Here is an 18,864-nt window from a genome sequence, read left to right as displayed (position 1 = left end):
TTATATTTTAAATTCCTACATTTTCTACATCCGCTTTTCGCTGGGTCCCCAAACTAACCACAACATAGGCTATCAATGACAGGACGACTGGCAGCACGACCGAATGTAATCCCAGCGGCTGCGGGAAGAATGTATCAGATAATACATATAGCCCAACCCCTGCGATCATCGAGGCCAGTGCCCCGTATTTATTCCCTTTGCGCCAATAGAGCCCCAGCACAATCGGCCAAATAAATGCAGCTTCCAACCCGCCAAATGCAAATAGGTTTAGCCAAATAATTAAATCAGGCGGATCCAACGCTAATAAAAATACGATGATCCCTAAAACAGCTGTCACGCCAATACTTAATCGCATGACCTTTTTATATGATGCCTTTGGCTCTACATAATTTATGTAAACATCTTTTACAATCGTAGAACTAACTAACAACAGCAATGAATCCACTGTGGACATAATTGCTGCCATTGGTGCTGCCAACACAACTCCAGCCAGCCACGCGGGCAAAACCTCAAGCGCAATCAACGGCATGACTCTATCACCCACTTCAATGCCTGGTAAAATCGGTCGTGCAAACACACCAATCAGGTGCATATTAAGCATGATAAATCCGACTACGATCGTTCCAATAATTAATGCCCGGTGCATCGATTTTGAATTTTTATAAGACATTGCCCTCACTGTAATCTGTGGCAATGCAACAACCCCGACACCGACAAGTATCCAAAAGGATGATACATATCGTGGCGTTAATGACCCATCTGCTCCAAATGGTGTTATCAAATTTGGATTCTCCGTGGCAAGATCAGACATAATTGCAGATACCCCGCCACCAGCAATGATTGTGGCAATTAACAAAATCAACGTTCCAACGAACATCACACTGCCCTGAATCGCATCCGTCAAAGCAACCGCCCGAAATCCACCAATTGTCACGTAAATAAGTACAGATAAGGCGAATATAAACAATGCTCCTATGTAGGATAGGCCAGTTAAAGATTCTATTAATCTAGCCCCACCAATCCATTGTGCTGCCATTGCTGAGAATAAAAATACAATAATACTGAATGCCGAGAACAAGACTACCCATTTGGATTGATACCTTTCCTTTAAAAAATCGACCATCGTAACAGCTTTATATCTTCTTGTTACAATCGCAAACTTTTTACCTAAAACCATTAACACAAAATAACCCGTAGCAACCTGGGACATCGCCAGTAAAACCCAACCTAAGCCTTCGTTATAGGCAGAACCGGGGCCACCAATAAAGCTGCTGGCGCTCCCATATGTAGAAGTCATCGTCATCGCCAAAATAAAGCCACCGAGGCTCCTGCCACCTAAAAAATAATCCTGCAAGAAGGAACTTGATCCCTTAAGATGTCTGCTTGTCCAGATCCCGATAATGAAAATAAGTATTAAAAACCCTATTAATGGAATTAAAGCCTGCCAGTTCATTTGTCCTCTCCCTCATCATCAAATGGAACATCTACAAAGAATTTCTTCACAACAATGATGACCAGCACAGACATTACGATGACTCCAAGCACACAGCTATAAAAAAACCATGCCGGAAATCCGAATACATAACTATATTCACTAGGATCCTTGCTCCCGAGTCCATAGGCAAATCCATACCACCAGATAAAGTTAAAAATAGCAAGGCCCACACCAATTAATGCTTCCCTATTGGCTATTTTAAAACGATAGTCATTATTTACTAGATTATTATGTTTCATTGCCAATGCTCCTTTTTCTACTTTCAATCGTTTTCTTCTATACTATAACGCATAGTATATATGTTTGTAAATATTTAAAAAATTATATAAAATATATATCAATAAATATTCTACTACCAATTTACTTGAAAAAGAAATAGAAAACATGTAGAATATATTTCGGATTGATCATATTATCCACCGGGGCATTAGCTCAGCTGGGAGTCCTCGTTAGGTGCTTTCACTGCCCCGAAACATGTTAGTAATTAAATTAGATTATCAGTCGACCATGCTATTTTTTTCAATTTCTTCACTCATACGATTAATGGATAGTGAAATTCAAGAAACTTGGTCGACTTTTTTATTAAAGTTAATGCTGTCAATAAACTCTTTGATATTAAAATTAAATTCGATTTTTATTTCTTCTCTATAGACTGTTACTTGTTTGATAATTTTACTTATTGCCACCTTCTTTTCAGGCAAATCAAGATTTTCAAATTCATTTTTCCAATCGGGAATAAATGACTTTATCTTCTCTATTTGTCCAATCTCATCTTTTTCCTTTTGTAAATCCTTTTCCAATATTTCAATTTTGTTTTCAATTTCTTTGATTGTGATTTCCTTTTTCTTCATCAATTCATTTAACAATTCGGGAGTAAAACTACTGTCACCAGTCAAACTTTTAACTACTTCATCATGTAGCACTTCCAATTCCTTCTTATTCTTAGATAATTTTCTTTTTTGACTTTTTAATTCTACATCAGATTTCTTTTCAATCCTATTAACAGAACTTTTAATTCTTTTTTCCAGGTCTTCCTCTCGAAATCCTTCTATAAACTTTGATATTTCATTCAAAAAAACAGATTCAATTCTATTATGAGAATATATGGTTTGTCCAGCACACTTAGTCATTTTATGAGCCTTGCCGCTACATCTATACTTAGGACTTCTCCTTTTAACCTTTTCTCCATTTTTTCTAGTGTAAGATTTAGTATTATAAGTTGTAGTTAATGGCGAACCACAATATCCACAGCTTATTAACCCCATACCTGTTAAAAGCAAAGGACTTTTTGTAGTAACACTTGTTTAGTGCATAATAAAAGTAGAGAGTATTGCAACTAAAATCTTAGAAGGTTGCACAAATAAAAAAGGCTTGCCAGCCCGATCAAAAAACCCTATCGTTAATAGCGACTAAACTGTTAATGATGGGAGTAATGAAAGGAATGCTGGCAATGCCTGAAATTAATCATATCAAAAAATTAAGGAATATTAAATCACTATCGATCAACGAAATTGTAAAACGTACTGGTTTTTGTTGGGAAACGGTGAAGAAGTATGCGGATGAGGATCAGTTACCGAAGGAAAGAGAATCGAAAAAGAGAGGAATGATGTATGAAGAAAAGTGGGGCGAAATTGTATCGGATTGGTTAACAGAGGACTATGCGCTTAAAAAGAAATTAAGAAGAAATAATAAAAACATTTTTGAACAGCTACAGAAGTTGGGTTTTCCAGGTTCATACCGGACGGTATGCGTCTATGTGAAAGAGTGGAAAGATAAGGTGTTAGATGAGTCTGATGAAATAAAAGAAGAAGCAGAAAGGCTAACACATCCACCGGCGGAAGCCCAGGTAGACTTTGGCGTCACAGAGGTTGTGCAAGAGGGAAAAGTGAAGGATGTTCATTGTTTAATTATGAGTTTCCCATATAGTAATGGTGGATTAGTAGTTCCTTTACCTGCAGAAAATCAGGAATGTTTTTTAGAAGGCATTAAAATGCTTTTTGTACAGGCTGGATATGTTCCAAGAAAGCTGCGCTTGGATAATCTTTCAGCTGCAGTGGTTCAAGCTAGAGGACGAGGGCAGGAAACTATTTTCACAGATGCCTTTCAACGTTTCAGCAGCCATTATGGATTTGAGCCACAAGCCTGCAATGCGAGAAAAGGCAATGAGAAAGGGCATGTTGAAAATAAGGTGGGCTATGTTCGATATAATTTCTTCACACCGTCACCTGTCATAGAAGATTTAACGCACTTGCGCTGTTTATTGCTGGAACATAGTAAAAAAGATCATCAGCGAAAACATTATAAGAAAGGGTATATCATTGCTGATTTAATGGAAGAAGAAAAGAAATATGGCTTGGCATTACCTGAGAATGAATATCCCGTATTTAAAGAATCCACGGTTACTGCTAATAAATATGGTGAAGTAATCATTGATAAACAGGCGGTGCATGTCCCAAATAGTTATCACTATAACAAATTACATTTAATCACCTATTGGGACCGATATAAGGTAGTTTCGATGCATGGGGAAATGCTTTCCGAAGGGCCACGAGCCTATATGAATAAAACGAGAGAAATACCATGGAAATCGATACTAAATAATTGGATGCGAAAACCAAGATCCATTGTATATTCACGGTATTTCCCTTATTTACCTGGAAGGATCGCCCATCACTTAAATATTGAATCGACGGAACTGCGAAAAGAACGGGTTAAATGGCTTTTTAGTTTCATAACCAAGTATGACATGGTGGAAATAAATGATAGATTCTATGAATTAGCACCTATCGAGGAAGTGGAAGGAGCATCATCCCAGAACACCATTGATCATCCTTATGATGTGAATTGGAGCATTTACGACTCACTTCAACCTACGGAAAATAGGAAAACCAAGGTGGAGGTGTCACATGTCTAATTCAATACGTGAAAAATGTAAAGCACTACGATTAGCACATCTGGCAGATGTGTATGAGAAAGTACCTTTTGAAAATCCAGAGCAGTTCTTGACAACACTATTACAGGAAGAATTGGATTTAAGAGAAGCCGCAAAAGGAGAACGATTAATCAAAAGGGCTAAGTTTATGAATGAAAAGGAATTAGAAAATTATCAGTGGAGTGATCATGTTCGATTCCCTCCACAACTTGACAGAAGCGCACTTGAATCGCTCCATTTTATAGATAGAAAAGAGAATTTAGTATTGACTGGAGCGCCAGGCACCGGGAAGTCGCATCTTGTGACTGCATTGGGCAGGAAAGCTTGTAGAAATGGATATGATGTTCGTTTTTATCGAGTGGCCGATTTGGTAGAATTGCTTGAGAAATCGTGGAGAGAAGGACGCTACCAACAATTTCGCAACAAGTTTAATAAAGTTAGTATGATTATTTTAGATGAAATGGGCTACGTTCCGTTTAGCAAGGATGGTGCTGAATTACTATTTCAGCTCATCTCTGATTGGTATGAACAGCGCAGCCTTGTCATTACATCTAACTTAGAGTTTAGCCAATGGAATAAAATATTTGTGGATGCGCGGTTAACCGCTGCTTTGGTAGATCGTATCATTCACCACGCTCATATCTTGAGTTTTACTGGAGATAGTTACCGTGTAAAACATGCATTATCGAATCATCACTCCTAACCGAAATAAGGGCTGGCAAAGTTCTCAACTTTTCTTTGCATTATTCTCGACTTTTTGCTTGCAAAACACAACACTTAAATTTGTATTTTTATCCCCACTCTTTTTATAATTTCTACCATTTCTTTGCTTTTGAACTTCTTCCCAAATATCCTCATCAATAATTTCTAACTCTTCTATTTTTTCCCTAGACTGAACCCATTCATTAGATTTATTGGTTCTTGCTTTACCATTGTTACCTACCGATGTTCTAGAAGATACAAGATAACCTTTGTAAACTGGATTTCTTAACACATAATCGACAGTTGTTGCCCTCCAAGAGTTGCCATTTCTTGTCTTAATATCATTTTCATTCAAATATTTTGCTATTCGATTTCCCCCATAACCTTTCTTATTTGATAACAAATATATTAATGTTACAATTTTAGCTTCTTCATGACTTCGCACCAGCATCATCAGCTCTTTACCTTTTTTATTAAATTGGCCACTCTGTACTAATTTATAACCATATGGAGCTGAACCACCTGTAAATTTACCATCTAAAATTTTTTGTTTAAGGCTTTCCTTCACCCTTAAAGAAGTCTTCTTGCTTTCACCGCTTGCTTGCCAAAATCGAATGAAGTTAATCAAATCATCACTATGATCTTTAAAACTTTGTCTCCCCTCTTCAACAGACCATAATTCTATTCCCAAGTTATCCAATGTTTTAAGAATAAAAGGAGTATCATACTCTTGCCTCCCTATCCTATCAAACATATAAACAAGCAGAATATCAAAGTCACCATTACTAGCATCATTCATAAGAGTTTGTAATACATTACGTTCTTTTGATGATTTTTTAAAACCAGAAACCCCTTTTTCGACATAGGAGTTTTCTTCGTCGTAATACCACTCTTCCTTACCTTTTAAGAATTCTTTACAAGCAAATCTTTGTATTGGAATATCATCTTTATCTAATTGCTTATTTGTTGAGACACGATACAATGTCCTAACAATTTTCCTCTTTTCTTTCATTAAAAATCACCTCTTTTGAGGCTCTACAATGAAATTATAGTATTTTAGACAAAAAAAATACAGCCTTTAAGGGCTTTAAGAAAATGAATCTATAAAATTTTGTCTTAATAGTTCTTTAAAATGATTAATTCCATCATCATTATTTTCCTCATTATTAAATTTCATTGTGACCCACATTTTATTTTCATGATTATATTTTTTAATCGTTCTTTCATTTATCATCTCATAACTATCAGGATGCCCCATCATCTCTTGTATCTTTTTAGCCATTTTTTTAACCTCCCCTTACAAAACCATTATTTAAAGCAACAAAAAAAGAGCAGATATTTTTCACCTGCTCTTTCACATATATGCTTATCAAAACATAATTTTTCGTTCGATCTTGTCAATACGCCTATCATGCTCTGCCCATTTTGAGAATTGATATACTTGCTCTTTTTCAATCCCATCTTTATTTTCTTTAAGCATTGTTACATCTTCACGCAAAGATATAACTTCTTGATGTGTCATATTTGCTTTCTTTTTTACATCTGTTAAATCTGATTTTATATTATTAAGCCGTTGATTATTTTCTACCAACAATTCTAATACTTTATCTTCAAATTCTGACACCACAATCACTCCTAATAACACTTTATTTTGTTAGTTCTTTAATACTAACATGATTATATTTCCTCTCCAAACTGTTCACGATAGTCAGGCTCTTTTTCCATTAACTGATCAATCTCATAACCTCTAATAGCTTCATAATCCCCTTCAACTATTTCATAAAAATAATCTGGTTGCGACATACCTTCTACATCCAAGGATACACCTATATATCTACCATTATCCCAAACATAAATATAAGCATTTTCACGAACATTTAAATCTTCATATGAACCAACTAAACTACTCTCCACTTCATTTACAGTACTTTCTATTAAATCTTCATATTCCGAACCACCACAACCAACCAACAATAAAAATAAACAAACCAAAAAGAAGACCTTTCCTTTCATGTCTTTATGTCCTCCCATTTCTTACAGTCATTTCCTGTATCATAACTTATAATTGGTAAAAATCAAAATCCCTCACTTTCCAACTCTCATCATTGATTCCCATATCCAAAACTAAAACCGTTAATGTAGCACTTTCAATACCATCTACTAATATCTCATTATCAAAAATAACGACCGTTTCCTGCCGATCATCCGTTGACTGACCGTGATAAACATTCACATCTGAAACACTAGACCTAACCACTTTCATGTTATCATCTTCTTGTACAGTTTCTTCAAATTGCAACTGATCTAAAACCTGAGGTTCTGCATACGGTTCAACATCCACTTGATTGGGTTTATTTTCATATACAAAATAACCTTCCACAAAATGTCTAGCACTTTCTCCGGCTTCCTCATGAATCACTGATTCATTTTGAATACCTTCCATCTCTTCCAACTCAGCTTTTAAAAATGAAGCCTCATTCTTTAAATGAGAATTTTCCAACCACAAATACCCTCCAGCCAACAGTAAAACAAGCAAGGCAGCTATCAATTTTTTCAACGTTATTCCTCCAATCCTAACACTTCTCTAGGGTCTTCTTTATCATCATTACTAGCATGATTTGCCGTATGATATTCTAAGTGTAAATGGGCACCGGTTGAAGCCCCTGTAGAGCCACATTCTCCAATCTTATCGCCTTGATCTACATCATCCCATGTACTCACAGATATATCTGACATATGACCATAAACACTATATTCATCACTAGCATGCTCAATCTTTACATGTTGCCCCAAACCGCTATTTTGTACCGTTGCAACAATTACCGTTCCATCTGCAACCGCATAAAGATCATCACCGGTACTACAACCAAAATCAATACCAGCATGTAATCGCTGTTCGTTATAAATAGGGTGTTCACGCATGCCAAACTCCGAAGTTACTGTTATTAAATCTAAAGGCAATCCCCAATCACCATCACCTTCGCCATCTGTACCATCACATTTTTCTAAATAACGCATCACATTATCTACATAGTTTTCATCACCATAATTATCCCACCCCATTTCCATCGCTTGTTCATTCCCAAAGGCTTCAGCTGATTCCTGACTATATTCACCATTGTTATTTTCCTCTACATAATTAATATAGCCACTACCCATGTTATAGGCTTGTAACGCTAATTCCGTATCACCGTCTGCCTGTTCTAATACATCCGCAAAATACGATACACCTTGTTCTATAGATGTTTCTGGGTCGCTAATCGTATTAACAGGGTCTCTCATGGATTCTGAAGATTGCATCACATCTGCTAATCTTCCTCCAGACTCCTGCATGGTCATCCCCATTAAAATTTCTGTGTGATCTTCAATGCCGTTTTCAAAGGCATATTTTTCAAAATAATCACGGTAACGTTCCACATCATCATTAATCGTATTAAAACGACAGGAAGGCGCATCCGTTTGCTGTTGATTTCCATTGTTTTCTTCTTCTGGAGGCTCATTGCCTGAAATCACCATTATCACACCCCCTAAAAACAAAAACACAAACATCATCAAACCAAAGAAAAACAAGAAAACACCGTTAATCCCCTTCACATTATCACCACCAAAAAAGGAATGCCCATAGACATTCCTTAATGACCTTTTCCGTCATACTCTTTGCTTGAAGCATTTTTTTCTCTTTTTATATCCGCCTTAGACTGTTTACTCCGTTTTACTCCCTCCGGTTGCCTAGAAGCACCAAAACGCCTTACTTTCGAACGATTTTCCTTTTGTGATGTTTGACTTTGCTGTTTTTGAGGTTGATGGCTCTTATCTTTTCCAGAAGAATGATAAGAATTACTTTCTAATGGTTTTGAACGATAAAATTTGTTGCCTAACCATGTTTTAGAGGATTTTTCCTTAGAATTGGAAAAATACTTATCTTTTGCCTTTGTTGTATCTTCATTCTGCTGTGTTTTCTCTTTCTTACGATCTTCTAAATGAACAACAGATGGCGAAGAATACTTACCACCACTTGAAGATGTATTGCCTTCCTTCTCATCTCCAGAAGATACTTCGGAAACATGATCATGCTGGGAAGTACGCTCACGACGATTAGAAGATGGCTTCTCTGAGTGATGACTTTCAGATGGCGACGTTTCAGAACCAGAATGTTGCGGTGTACGTTCCTTACGTAAATGACTTTGATTGATACTACCAGAAGCACTATCAGAAAGTGTAGCCGCCTGTTGCATTCGATTCACATTTTGTATCGCTTTTCCAGCACCAGGATGGAAATGCGAAACAGCTTTCGCTGTCTTATCCATGGCAGGACTTACCATTCTTTGCTGTACATTATTCATGAAGTTACCGTCCATGGACTGCACACGTCCAGCCGTAACCAACTTCACCATGGCATCCCGTTTTTTCATCATCAATAGAAGCAATGCAATCAACGTAATCATATTCACCAGATACATTGGGAAAGACTCCGGCGGTATCATTACATCTACCACATAAGTCAAAGCAAAAACAAACACAATAACTAAAGCAAGCATTGCCTTTACCACAAACGTAGTCAATAACTTAAGAAATACCTTAAATCCACTATAGGCAAATTGAGGAATATACGAGACAATGAAGGCAAAAGGTAAAAAGAACGCTAAAGCCAAAGCAATTAACTGAAGCACAAAGTTTAAAATGCCTAAACCCAGAAATGGAATGGCAAGAAAAACCGCTGCTAAAAAAGCTATAAGCACTTGCCCTGATTGTCTCCAAACTGAACCTTCAGCCATAGACTGATTATTATAATCCCTTAATTCAAAGTTCTTTATATATTCTTGTTTTTGTTCTAAACCATCCTCGGTACGCTCATAAGCAAGCAAACGATCAACACGGTTATAATCTTCTCCCCCCGGTAAATCTTCTGAAGAATACTCATACGCATTATTAATCGTCTGTTCATCTGTTTCCCCATAATTTATAATCAAATACGGACGCTTAAAAGACATATCAAAATACACATTACGCATCATACCAATTGTTCCACTTACCGGATTCTCCAACTCTATCTCACTTGCCTGTTCATAAACACCACCTTCATCTTCTACCATCGTAATTAACCCGTTACCTGCTTCTAATAAATAACCCTGTACTTCTACTGAAAGATTATTCAATGTACTAACAAAGTAACCAGCATTTAACATCCAATAGCCGCCAAAAAGAAGCACCATCAGAAATAAAACCGAACGGCGAAATGCTTCCTGAAACGTGCCCTTTGCCACTGCCAAATAAATCATATAACTGACCGCAAAGACAAAAAGCATCTGTCCAAAATAATCCTGAAGGGTGTCATAGATTGACTGCGATATTAAATTAATATGCCCCGAAAAACGATCAATCGGCTCAAGCGTAAATAATTCTTGTAACGCTGTATCAACACCTGTCACAATATAGCCTGTAAATGTAAATATCGCATTAGAAAATCCCAAAAATGCACCCTTTATCATATCTTCCTCTGCCTCATTATTTACGTTATAACGATCAATCGGAATCCGGGTACTTTCTAACTCAATGCCTCCCTGTGTTTCTATCTCCGGTTCAGACATATAATCTGCATGATCTTTATATTCTGCAAAAACAACCCCACTTGCAGGAATCAAAAAAAGGAGTAACACCATCAACCAAAGCAACGAACGCTTAAGCCACCTCACAAACTCCCTCCTAAAAAGAGCCACTTCAGAAAGTGACCCTACAAATATTTTTCCTCTGCTTGTGCAACTGCTGTCCCCTCAATTGTTTCAAATGCACCAGCCCATTCATCAAACAAGCACTCCACACTCATTTTAGCTGTCCGTCCATAATAATCCTTAAATAAACACTGCCCTTGATACATCTGCTCCAACATATCTATATTTTCCTCGGTAGCTTCCATGTTCATCCACTTTAAAACGTCATCCCGTTCTGTCGGCTCATCAAAGGCAAAGGCAACACCAAAGTTGCCACTTTCTTCTTCCCTCAAAGCATCTTTTGTTGACTGCGAAATAAAGAAAAGGGCATTTTTATAACTCCGACCAACACGGCGCATTTGCTTTTCAACTTTCCTTCCAGTTGGATTAGAAGTAAGCATCCACGCCTCATCGATAAACTCCGCTGTCCGTTCTTCTTTATCTTGACCGAATAGTTCACAATACTTTCCTAGCGCATACATAACAGCACTGGATTTCATTTGTGCGTTGGTATAACTTTCCACGCTATCCGTTACCTCCGGTAAGTCCAAATTTTCGATCTCCACAATACTAATACGCTGATGAAGTGATAACGCATCTTGCGAGCCATCATGCACACACAGCTTCATAATAGAATCGTTTGTAACTTCGGCTAGAAACTCTCCAGCTTTCCGTATCATTGATTCATCATGTTTACAAAGAATATCAACCACATGTTTACTTCCAACCTGTTCGCCTTGTTCTTTTCGCTCCAAGACTTCTGTCACAGCCTTTAAAAAAGCCGTGTGAATATCATCTTTACCCTTGAAACTATAAACTTGCGAAAAGATCGTTTCGATCATTTCTCTAGCCTGCATCGGTGGAAGAAATACAATCGGGTCTAATGCTCCCCAGTTAGATTCATCTTCCGCATCCAACGTAGTAAAATGAAATTTTTTCAGATGTTCAACAAATAAAGGATAATCCCGTTTGACTTGTGGACTCAACATTACTTTTCGTATCCACTTCCGCAATTCTTTTTTCGGGTCAATATACAGCGATTTTACATCCATCATGCTGATATAAATAAACAACAGTTTCGCTAAAAAAGATTTCCCGTTTCCAGTATCGCCTGTAATCAACACATGGGGACTTCGTGTTTTCGAACCTTTCACTTGTTGATTGGCTAAGAAAGGATGAAAAAAGATCGGGTCACGACTGGAACCAATCGCCGAAGCTAAATCTTTATGCTTTTCAAACCGATCAATCCATCCGATAAAAAAGCCAACCTTCGAGCCAACATCCGCATAAACACCGAAAAAGTTTTCTGCCAGTCCGTCCTGCGTTGTTTTTTGCAACCAGTTCCGATTCGTTATATCCAAACTTTTCCCTGGTAAAAACTGATAAAAAAGGGAAAGTTGATCAGCAACCGGAATCCGGCAAGTAATCCCAGCAGCCTTCATATGCCGTTTGACAAGTTTGGCACGCTGCAAGCAATCTTTTTTCGTTTCACCATCTACAATAATCACCGCTACCCAATTAAACATGTTTACATCATCTTTTTTGATTTCATCCTGTAAACCACGGATAAGGTAATCACTGGCACTTACCGAAGCATCCGTTTCATCTCCTACTTGGTTTTGTTCTCTGGCCGATTGCCGTAACTGTTGCTTTTTTAAATTGACATTCATTTTTGTTTTCGATTTATTTTCCGCCTGCGCCTTAATATCCACTTCCACGGAAAAAGGAAGGGATTGTGCTTCATAAAACAATTCACTTTCTGCCATGTTATGATGAAATTCATCCACGACCAAGAAAGATATATACCCTTCGTCACCCTCCGCATTTAACTTCAAAGAGCTAGAGGAAGTAGGGTCTATGACAGTATTTGTAATACCTTCTGGCGTTGCATCATCCGATTGTTCAGATACGTCATGATCAATGCCACGCAGGAAGTTATACCGATTGACATAAATCATCTCTTCCTCTGTTAACCGAACACCCCCAACCATGGCAACCAATTTTGATAATTCATCCTCTGCTTCATCAAATTGTTGGAAGAAGGAAACAGATACATCCTGTTCCCAACCCAACAAATTAACAATCGTGTCCGTGACTCTGGAAAAAGCCGAAAACATATTATCCTTTAAATCTGCATCCACCTTAATATTTTCCATTTTCAAACGAACACCTAAAATAAAATCACTTTTGGTTAACTTTCCTAAACGCTGTTCCAATAAATTCGTTGTTTCCTGCAGGTAATAACCTGCCATATCATCCGCATCCATCGCTATATCCTGCTTTAAATCATCCAAACGTTCACCTAAACGAAATTCCTGCGGGTACATCATCAAGTGAAAATCCTTATAATCCGTTAATTCTTCAAAGAACTGTTTCCAGTTCCTTTTATAAGACGCCGTCTCTTTCTCATTTTGCCTTGGAATGGATGTTGTCTGAATACGATACAACCCCCACACGTCGCCCGTTTGCGTTAATAACAGGTTGCCTCTCATTGTTTTCATTGGCGTTTTTAATACGCTCACCCTTATCCACCACCTTTACACACTTCCGAAACTGAATTTTTTTATCACGCATCCACGTCACCTTTTTATCGTGACAAAAATACTTCTTTGGCAATTTCACCCAAAAAAAGTATTTCGCAAAATCATATAAATAGAGATAAATATTCTTTCCGTCTGGCTGAATCTTTCGCATCATACTGGTTAAAAGTAACGGAATTCCGATCAGAAACACTAAAAACGTCCATTCCAGCAAATAGGGGAAAACCGTACGCAAAAGATACAGAAAAAATCCCGTAATCATTAGAAATACCAAAAAGTTGATGGCTGGTATTAACTCAATCGAAAACGGGAGAGAATATTTCTCTGTAATTTGTTGAATCTTTTTAGGTTCACGTAAAGCCTGCCGATAATTAAATACCGTTCGCATGTAAGACCTCCTTACAACAGCTCAATGATGCTTTCAACCCATGTTGTGACTTGCGAAAAGTTCTGTATGACAAACACAACTGCACCACCAATCAAAATACAAGTGATAATGCCACCGATACGCAAACGTGCCAGATTCTTTGCAACTAAATAGATAACAATAATCGTAACGGCTTGCACCACAATATTTAACCACCAGTTTTCTACTTGACCCAAATCTGGCAAATTACCAGTTGAACCTAAAAGCAAGCCTTGAAAAAGGTTTCCCATCTTTGCGCCTCCTTATTGATAATCCAATTGTTCCACATAATAATGATTTTGCTGATCAGTAATAAGCATTTCTACATCTATTTCATACGGTAACTGGGTCACATCATCCAGCAGCCTTACTTGGGCATGAACAATAAAACCTTCTTCTCTTTGTTCCATTTGCAAATCTATGATTTCCTCAAAGGTAAACGCACCTTGTAACGTTTCTGGTTCTTCCATCATATAAGCAAGATCATCTGTATTTCCCGAAGCATATTCCGTAAAGAAATCATCCAGAAACACCTGTATTTCCTCCTGTTTTGCCCCTGTATAAGCATTCAAATTTTCTCCTTCTTCTTCTACTTCAATATTGCCTTGTAAATAATCGACCTGCGTAAAATAAGGCTCTCTGGCCACCGCAAAACGATCATTTTCCGTAACAACAGGAATATTTAATAGTAACGTTTGCCGTTCATTGTTATTATTCGCTACACTAGAATAAGTGACTTCATATTGAAAGATCGTTTCATTTTCCTTTTCTTCTACATGGAAAAGTTGTTGATTTTTTAACTCTCTTGTTCCTTCCATATTTCCATTTCCTGTTTCATCATAAGTTTCTTGTTCACCAGCATTTTTATTAATAACCATATAGTTCTGTAATGCTGCTTTTCTTTGTTCTAAGGACTCAGGGTCATTTTCTACATTGATGTACTCCCGAACAAAATCACGTAAATAACGATCTGTCCGAATAATATTCATTTCTTCTGCTTCATCTTCAGAAGCATTAGCTTCAAAATGCTCATTCCAATCATTCATAGATGATTGCGTATATAACGAAAGCATCACACCTAAAAAGGAAAGAAAAACTAAACCAGTTATCATAAACCAAACTAGAAAAGCTGTACGTCTAGAAGTATCTTTTTTAACAATACTCTTCTGTTTCTCCGGTTTTTTAATCTGCGACTTTCTTTTCTTCATACGACCAAAAACATCTTTAAAAAAAGCCTTCAATTTCTCACCCCTTCCAAAAAAGAAATAAAGGATGCTACACGTTGTAACACCCTTCTTGGAGAAGCATTTTCCATATACACCTTTTCATGGCTGCCCTTTGGATAATAGGTAATCTTATAAAACGTATACCGATACGTCGAATAACCCTTTTCTCTATGACCTTCAACCACCAAAGACGTACGTATGGATATATCCCTTATAAACACTTGCGACGGTATACCGACCTGAAACCCTAAACCCAGAAAGCGTTGATTGATAGTTCGCATCATCAATCACTATCCTTCATGTTCCAGGAGTAAAAATACGACATTTACAGGTTGGTCGATTTCTCTATCTTCAAGTGGATCTTCATTTTCAGTTGTCGTAAATGCAACCCGAATCGTTTCCAATAGCTCATTTTTCATCAAACGAACATCAACTAAAAAAACTTCATGAAGATGCACAACCATGGACCGAACATGTTCTTTCATCCGTTCGATCACTTTTTCTGTCGCTTCTATCATTCCCTCAGAGTCTAATCTTTGTTCCAGCATCGAACGATTCATCAATTCTACCTGTTTCATAGAAATACCTCCTACGTTTTATCATGTGTAAGATACATAAAGCGATAAACATCACGAGCAATTTCTAATTGGCCGCTGTCTTCATTCTCTTCCAAAAGATCAAGCACTATAAAATGATAGTTATATATATAATCGGTCATATGAACACCAACCGAAACCCTTTCTCCACTAGTTAAACCCTTTGCCATATCCACTAACTGGGTAGTTAGATCATCATAATAAGATAATAAACCATGGGCATCTAACGTTTCGATAAAAGCCCATCTGTTATCAAACTCTACAATCAATCCCATACAAGCACCCCTTATAGAATTTTTAAAGACGGCTACTACCACCGTTCACTATTTATTACTCGTAAAAAGCCGTTTCCTTTTTGCGATGAACCTTGCATCCCCCTGCACCCCCAAAATCAGCCAGTCGCTCAAAATAACCTTGATAACTCACAAGGCGACTGGCTCGCAAAAGTGTAGCAGGGGGATTCTTCATCTCAAAAAGACTACGTTTTTTCCTGCGTCATAAACCGTTCACTGACATAACTGCTTAAAATCTACTAAACTGTTAATCACAACGTCCTAAACCTTTAAATTCTCTATAAAAAAGTCAAGTTCGTTTAAAATTCCCATCATTAAGGCAGGATTATCCATTTCCTTTTCATGCCATTTGATAGATTTTCTCAATTCAATTGCTTGTTGTTTTAATGCTTCCATGATTATGTCCCCTTCTTTAATCAGCAATTTAACAAACCATATCTCCCACATCTGCAAGAAACACAGCAAGCATCTTTTCCTGCTTATCCGACAATTCAGCTTCTACGATCATGTCGGACAAATCTTGATTACCTAACACTTGGTCCGATTCTAAAATCATCTTCATCGTTGGGGCACATGAGTTTTTCAGCCAATTCCGAGATTTTTCATAAAAGTCTTCTTCCGGCTTTTGATACAGACGAAGTTTACTTGCATCCCCAATAAAATCTTGCCAAAAAGCACTAGTTTCATAGTATTCCTTTGACACATCATCACGCCTATCAACAAATCGAATATAATTATTGACAATCGAAAGGGCAACATAACGTAAATCCTGCTCTTCAATTAATATCTCTATGGCTACTTGCGCTCGATCGTCCTTTAAACGGATTTCATAACGATTCCATTCGCCAAATTCCTCAACATCCCGTTCATACTTTCTCGCCTGTTCATAATTCTTTTCATAGAAACATAGATAAGCATCTGATTTTTTCGAACCAAAATAAAGGGTCGTACCACCTTCCTTTTCTTCACCAATATCAAACGAACCATTATAATCCATCCGTTTAAAACGGGTAATCAATTCCGCCCGTTTGATTTTTTCCAATAAAAAAGGCACGGAGAAATACGTTTTCGTATCATCCAGCGCCAAATCAAAACGGGTAAACGAACCGTTATGTGCGATACAGTCTTGAAAAAAGTCATACCACGTTTTATTCCTTGCCCGAAGGAAACTTTCAAATTGCCGGCAACCTTTGCCAGACATTTCAACTAGTACGCCTCGACTATCACCAGGAGTGGAATAGAACACTTTAATATAATCTAGCTGTACAGTACCTACATAGCCATAAAAACCGGTTTCCTTCTCCTGCATGAAATCTCGTTTTAGATGAACCACGTTTTCTAAAATAGAATCCACATCATGTGTTTTAAACGACACCCGTAAATAGTCAACCATTGCTGTTAAGGCGTTTTCTACTTCACATTCTCTATTTTCTGCGATTACTACCCCCCTGTTAGCTAGGGGGGTTCGTAATAAGTCGTCATCCGCTGTCGCTCCTTCCTCCGTGCATCCGGTCGCTCGCTCTACACTGCCGTTGGCGACTGCCGTCGCCGCCGCTCACTCCCTTCTCCCGATGCACGACCAATTTTTTTCAAAAAATCATACCCCCTTGGTACTAATGGTGTATAAAATTCTGTAATCACCGATGTTCCTGTATCTGCATACCCACGACCTTTAATGCCTTTATAACTAAATGTTTTATCTACATCACCAAACATCATGCCATAGCCAGACTCACTCATCTTACCTAACGCTACACGAAAGCTAAATTGATCACGTATACCATCCGCTAAATATTTAGCATCGGGTCTTTGTGCAGCTAAAATTAAAAAGTAACCCATCTGCCGGCCAAGCATCACCAGTTGTTTCATATACTCCAATGCTTGCATCTTTTCTTTCGGGTCTAACATTTCCATAAAAGCCACAAATTCATCAAACACGATAAATACCGGCGGTAATCCAACATCTGCATAATTACTACCCGTTTGATACGACGGCATTTGTTTCATATCCTCTGACCGTTGCAACATTTCTTCTACCGATTTTCGTAACGTCATCATAATACCGGCGCTTTTAGAAAACACCGTTTTCTCTGGCATCACCGTTTCTAAATCCGCTAAATCTGCCCGTTTCGGATCTAAAATACGTACATCCGCACCAGACGTCAATAATGCTTCAATCAGCGTCAATATAAAATACGTCTTTCCACCACCTGTCCCACCAGCAATCAACATATGAGGCATTTTATCAAATTTCCAATAAACATTATCCATCAACCTCATAGCGCCATTCTCAACGGTTACCTGTTTAATTGGAATACGATTTTTCTGCATATCATAAAGCAAGGTATACTTCACAAAATTTTCTTCAACTTCTCGTTCTACCAAATTACAATACAAACCGTTTTCTAAATCCTCACCTAAATGTAAAAAGCGGTCTTGAAAACGGCTCATATCTAAAGCAATACGAACAAGTATATAACCTCTTTTCACCCGATAATAAGCACGGGGAAAATACGTGATTTTTTCTTTCGTCACTTTCTTTTCCGTAAGCGACCACATCGAATCCATTGTTTTTTGTTCCTTCTCTAAAAAACGATTGGAAATTAACATACGAGCCAACTTTTGTTCATGCCAAACGTGTTGGAAATGGCGGTAAAAACAAAAGTAAGCTATAGCTACGACTAACCCACCAACTAGCACAGCTATAAGCATACCTATAAGAATAAATGACCATTCCCAATCCTGTGGACGTATGATGGCTTCCACTTGAAACCAATCACGCCAACCGGTGAAACTTTCCCAAAAATACACCAGCAACATCAATAAAAAAACTGGTATAAAAATGCCTATACCAGATCGTAAAACCGCATGATAATCACTAGGGCGTATCCGATGCCCCCGGTACTTCCATAAACGCTGCTTGAGCCATTGCTTCACAACAATAACACCACCGCCTTAAGTCTAAC

General features: G+C 37.7%; 22 protein-coding genes. 2 read left to right on the top strand and 20 right to left on the bottom strand.

The window, feature by feature from the left end; translation table 11 throughout:
• Positions 1-7: 7 nt before the first annotated feature.
• The 3 genes from panF to KFZ58_RS02465 form a co-directional block, all read right to left on the bottom strand.
• Positions 8-1,453 carry a sodium/pantothenate symporter gene (panF, locus tag KFZ58_RS02475; protein WP_235793281.1) on the bottom strand — a complete coding sequence of 482 codons (1,446 nt, stop codon included), beginning with the start codon at positions 1,451-1,453 and terminating at the stop codon, positions 8-10.
• Positions 1,450-1,734 carry a YhdT family protein gene (locus tag KFZ58_RS02470; protein WP_235793280.1) on the bottom strand — a complete coding sequence of 95 codons (285 nt, stop codon included), beginning with the start codon at positions 1,732-1,734 and terminating at the stop codon, positions 1,450-1,452. Before KFZ58_RS02470 ends, panF begins: the two co-directional genes overlap by 4 nt.
• A 318-nt stretch (positions 1,735-2,052) precedes the next feature.
• Positions 2,053-2,775, bottom strand: coding sequence for a recombinase zinc ribbon domain-containing protein (locus tag KFZ58_RS02465; RefSeq protein WP_235793279.1), 723 nt, complete (start codon positions 2,773-2,775; stop codon positions 2,053-2,055).
• A gap of 140 nt (positions 2,776-2,915) precedes the next feature.
• On the opposite strand from KFZ58_RS02465, the gene istA reads away from it, so the two are divergent.
• Positions 2,916-4,409: an IS21 family transposase gene (gene istA, locus KFZ58_RS02460; RefSeq protein ID WP_235792327.1), complete on the top strand. Its 1,494-nt coding sequence runs from the start codon at positions 2,916-2,918 to the stop codon at positions 4,407-4,409.
• Positions 4,402-5,130, top strand: coding sequence for an IS21-like element helper ATPase IstB (istB, locus tag KFZ58_RS02455; protein WP_235792328.1), 729 nt, complete (start codon positions 4,402-4,404; stop codon positions 5,128-5,130). The genes istA and istB overlap by 8 nt, the downstream gene beginning before the upstream one ends.
• Positions 5,131-5,154: 24 nt before the next feature.
• Here the strand turns inward: istB and KFZ58_RS02450 are convergent, their stop codons facing one another.
• From KFZ58_RS02450 to KFZ58_RS02375, 17 genes are all read right to left on the bottom strand, one after another.
• Positions 5,155-6,141, bottom strand: coding sequence for a recombinase family protein (locus tag KFZ58_RS02450; protein ID WP_235793278.1), 987 nt, complete (start codon positions 6,139-6,141; stop codon positions 5,155-5,157).
• Positions 6,142-6,216: 75 nt separating this feature from the next.
• Positions 6,217-6,411 carry a hypothetical protein gene (locus tag KFZ58_RS02445; RefSeq protein ID WP_235793277.1) on the bottom strand — a complete coding sequence of 65 codons (195 nt, stop codon included), beginning with the start codon at positions 6,409-6,411 and terminating at the stop codon, positions 6,217-6,219.
• An 87-nt stretch (positions 6,412-6,498) separates the two neighbouring features.
• Positions 6,499-6,753 carry a hypothetical protein gene (locus tag KFZ58_RS02440; RefSeq protein WP_235793276.1) on the bottom strand — a complete coding sequence of 85 codons (255 nt, stop codon included), beginning with the start codon at positions 6,751-6,753 and terminating at the stop codon, positions 6,499-6,501.
• A 53-nt stretch (positions 6,754-6,806) separates the two neighbouring features.
• The gene (locus KFZ58_RS02435; protein ID WP_235793275.1) at positions 6,807-7,142 is read right to left on the bottom strand and encodes a hypothetical protein; all 336 of its coding nucleotides are present in this window, start codon (positions 7,140-7,142) and stop codon (positions 6,807-6,809) included.
• Between the two features lie 46 nt (positions 7,143-7,188).
• Positions 7,189-7,686, bottom strand: coding sequence for a YddI family membrane protein (locus tag KFZ58_RS02430; protein ID WP_235793274.1), 498 nt, complete (start codon positions 7,684-7,686; stop codon positions 7,189-7,191).
• Positions 7,687-7,688: 2 nt separating this feature from the next.
• Positions 7,689-8,645 carry a lysozyme family protein gene (locus tag KFZ58_RS02425; protein WP_235793273.1) on the bottom strand — a complete coding sequence of 319 codons (957 nt, stop codon included), beginning with the start codon at positions 8,643-8,645 and terminating at the stop codon, positions 7,689-7,691.
• Between the two features lie 116 nt (positions 8,646-8,761).
• Positions 8,762-10,822 carry a CD3337/EF1877 family mobilome membrane protein gene (locus KFZ58_RS02420; RefSeq protein ID WP_235793272.1) on the bottom strand — a complete coding sequence of 687 codons (2,061 nt, stop codon included), beginning with the start codon at positions 10,820-10,822 and terminating at the stop codon, positions 8,762-8,764.
• Positions 10,823-10,860: 38 nt separating this feature from the next.
• A complete protein-coding gene (locus KFZ58_RS02415) occupies positions 10,861-13,359 on the bottom strand; it encodes an ATP-binding protein (protein WP_304956812.1) in 2,499 nt (832 codons plus the stop codon).
• Positions 13,244-13,765, bottom strand: a complete 522-nt coding sequence (locus tag KFZ58_RS02410; RefSeq protein ID WP_235793271.1) for a conjugal transfer protein — start codon at positions 13,763-13,765, stop codon at positions 13,244-13,246. The genes KFZ58_RS02415 and KFZ58_RS02410 overlap by 116 nt, the downstream gene beginning before the upstream one ends.
• An 11-nt stretch (positions 13,766-13,776) precedes the next feature.
• Positions 13,777-14,034, bottom strand: a complete 258-nt coding sequence (locus tag KFZ58_RS02405; RefSeq protein ID WP_235793270.1) for a TcpD family membrane protein — start codon at positions 14,032-14,034, stop codon at positions 13,777-13,779.
• Between the two features lie 12 nt (positions 14,035-14,046).
• Complete coding sequence (locus tag KFZ58_RS02400) at positions 14,047-15,024, bottom strand: conjugal transfer protein (RefSeq protein WP_235793269.1); 978 nt, start codon at positions 15,022-15,024, stop codon at positions 14,047-14,049.
• Entirely contained in the window at positions 15,021-15,290 is a 270-nt protein-coding gene (locus KFZ58_RS02395) for a hypothetical protein (RefSeq protein WP_235794641.1), read from the bottom strand. The genes KFZ58_RS02400 and KFZ58_RS02395 overlap by 4 nt, the downstream gene beginning before the upstream one ends.
• Before the next feature lie 9 nt (positions 15,291-15,299).
• Entirely contained in the window at positions 15,300-15,587 is a 288-nt protein-coding gene (locus KFZ58_RS02390; RefSeq protein WP_235793268.1) for a hypothetical protein, read from the bottom strand.
• Between the two features lie 11 nt (positions 15,588-15,598).
• Entirely contained in the window at positions 15,599-15,880 is a 282-nt protein-coding gene (locus tag KFZ58_RS02385; RefSeq protein WP_235793267.1) for a hypothetical protein, read from the bottom strand.
• 279 nt (positions 15,881-16,159) lie between these two features.
• Entirely contained in the window at positions 16,160-16,294 is a 135-nt protein-coding gene (locus tag KFZ58_RS19115; protein WP_255695018.1) for a hypothetical protein, read from the bottom strand.
• Positions 16,295-16,322: 28 nt separating this feature from the next.
• Positions 16,323-17,291 (bottom strand): replication initiation factor domain-containing protein, encoded by a 969-nt coding sequence (locus KFZ58_RS02380; protein ID WP_235794640.1) that lies wholly within the window; start codon positions 17,289-17,291, stop codon positions 16,323-16,325.
• Positions 17,292-17,419: 128 nt separating this feature from the next.
• Positions 17,420-18,835, bottom strand: coding sequence for an FtsK/SpoIIIE domain-containing protein (locus KFZ58_RS02375; protein WP_370642400.1), 1,416 nt, complete (start codon positions 18,833-18,835; stop codon positions 17,420-17,422).
• Between the last annotated feature and the right edge of the window lie 29 nt (positions 18,836-18,864).

The sequence above is a fragment of the Virgibacillus sp. NKC19-16 genome (assembly GCF_021560035.1).
GTDB lineage: Bacteria > Bacillota > Bacilli > Bacillales > Amphibacillaceae > Virgibacillus_L > Virgibacillus_L salidurans.
The sequence above is the reverse complement of the archived record's forward strand: the minus strand, read 5'-3'. Positions and strand labels throughout refer to the sequence as shown.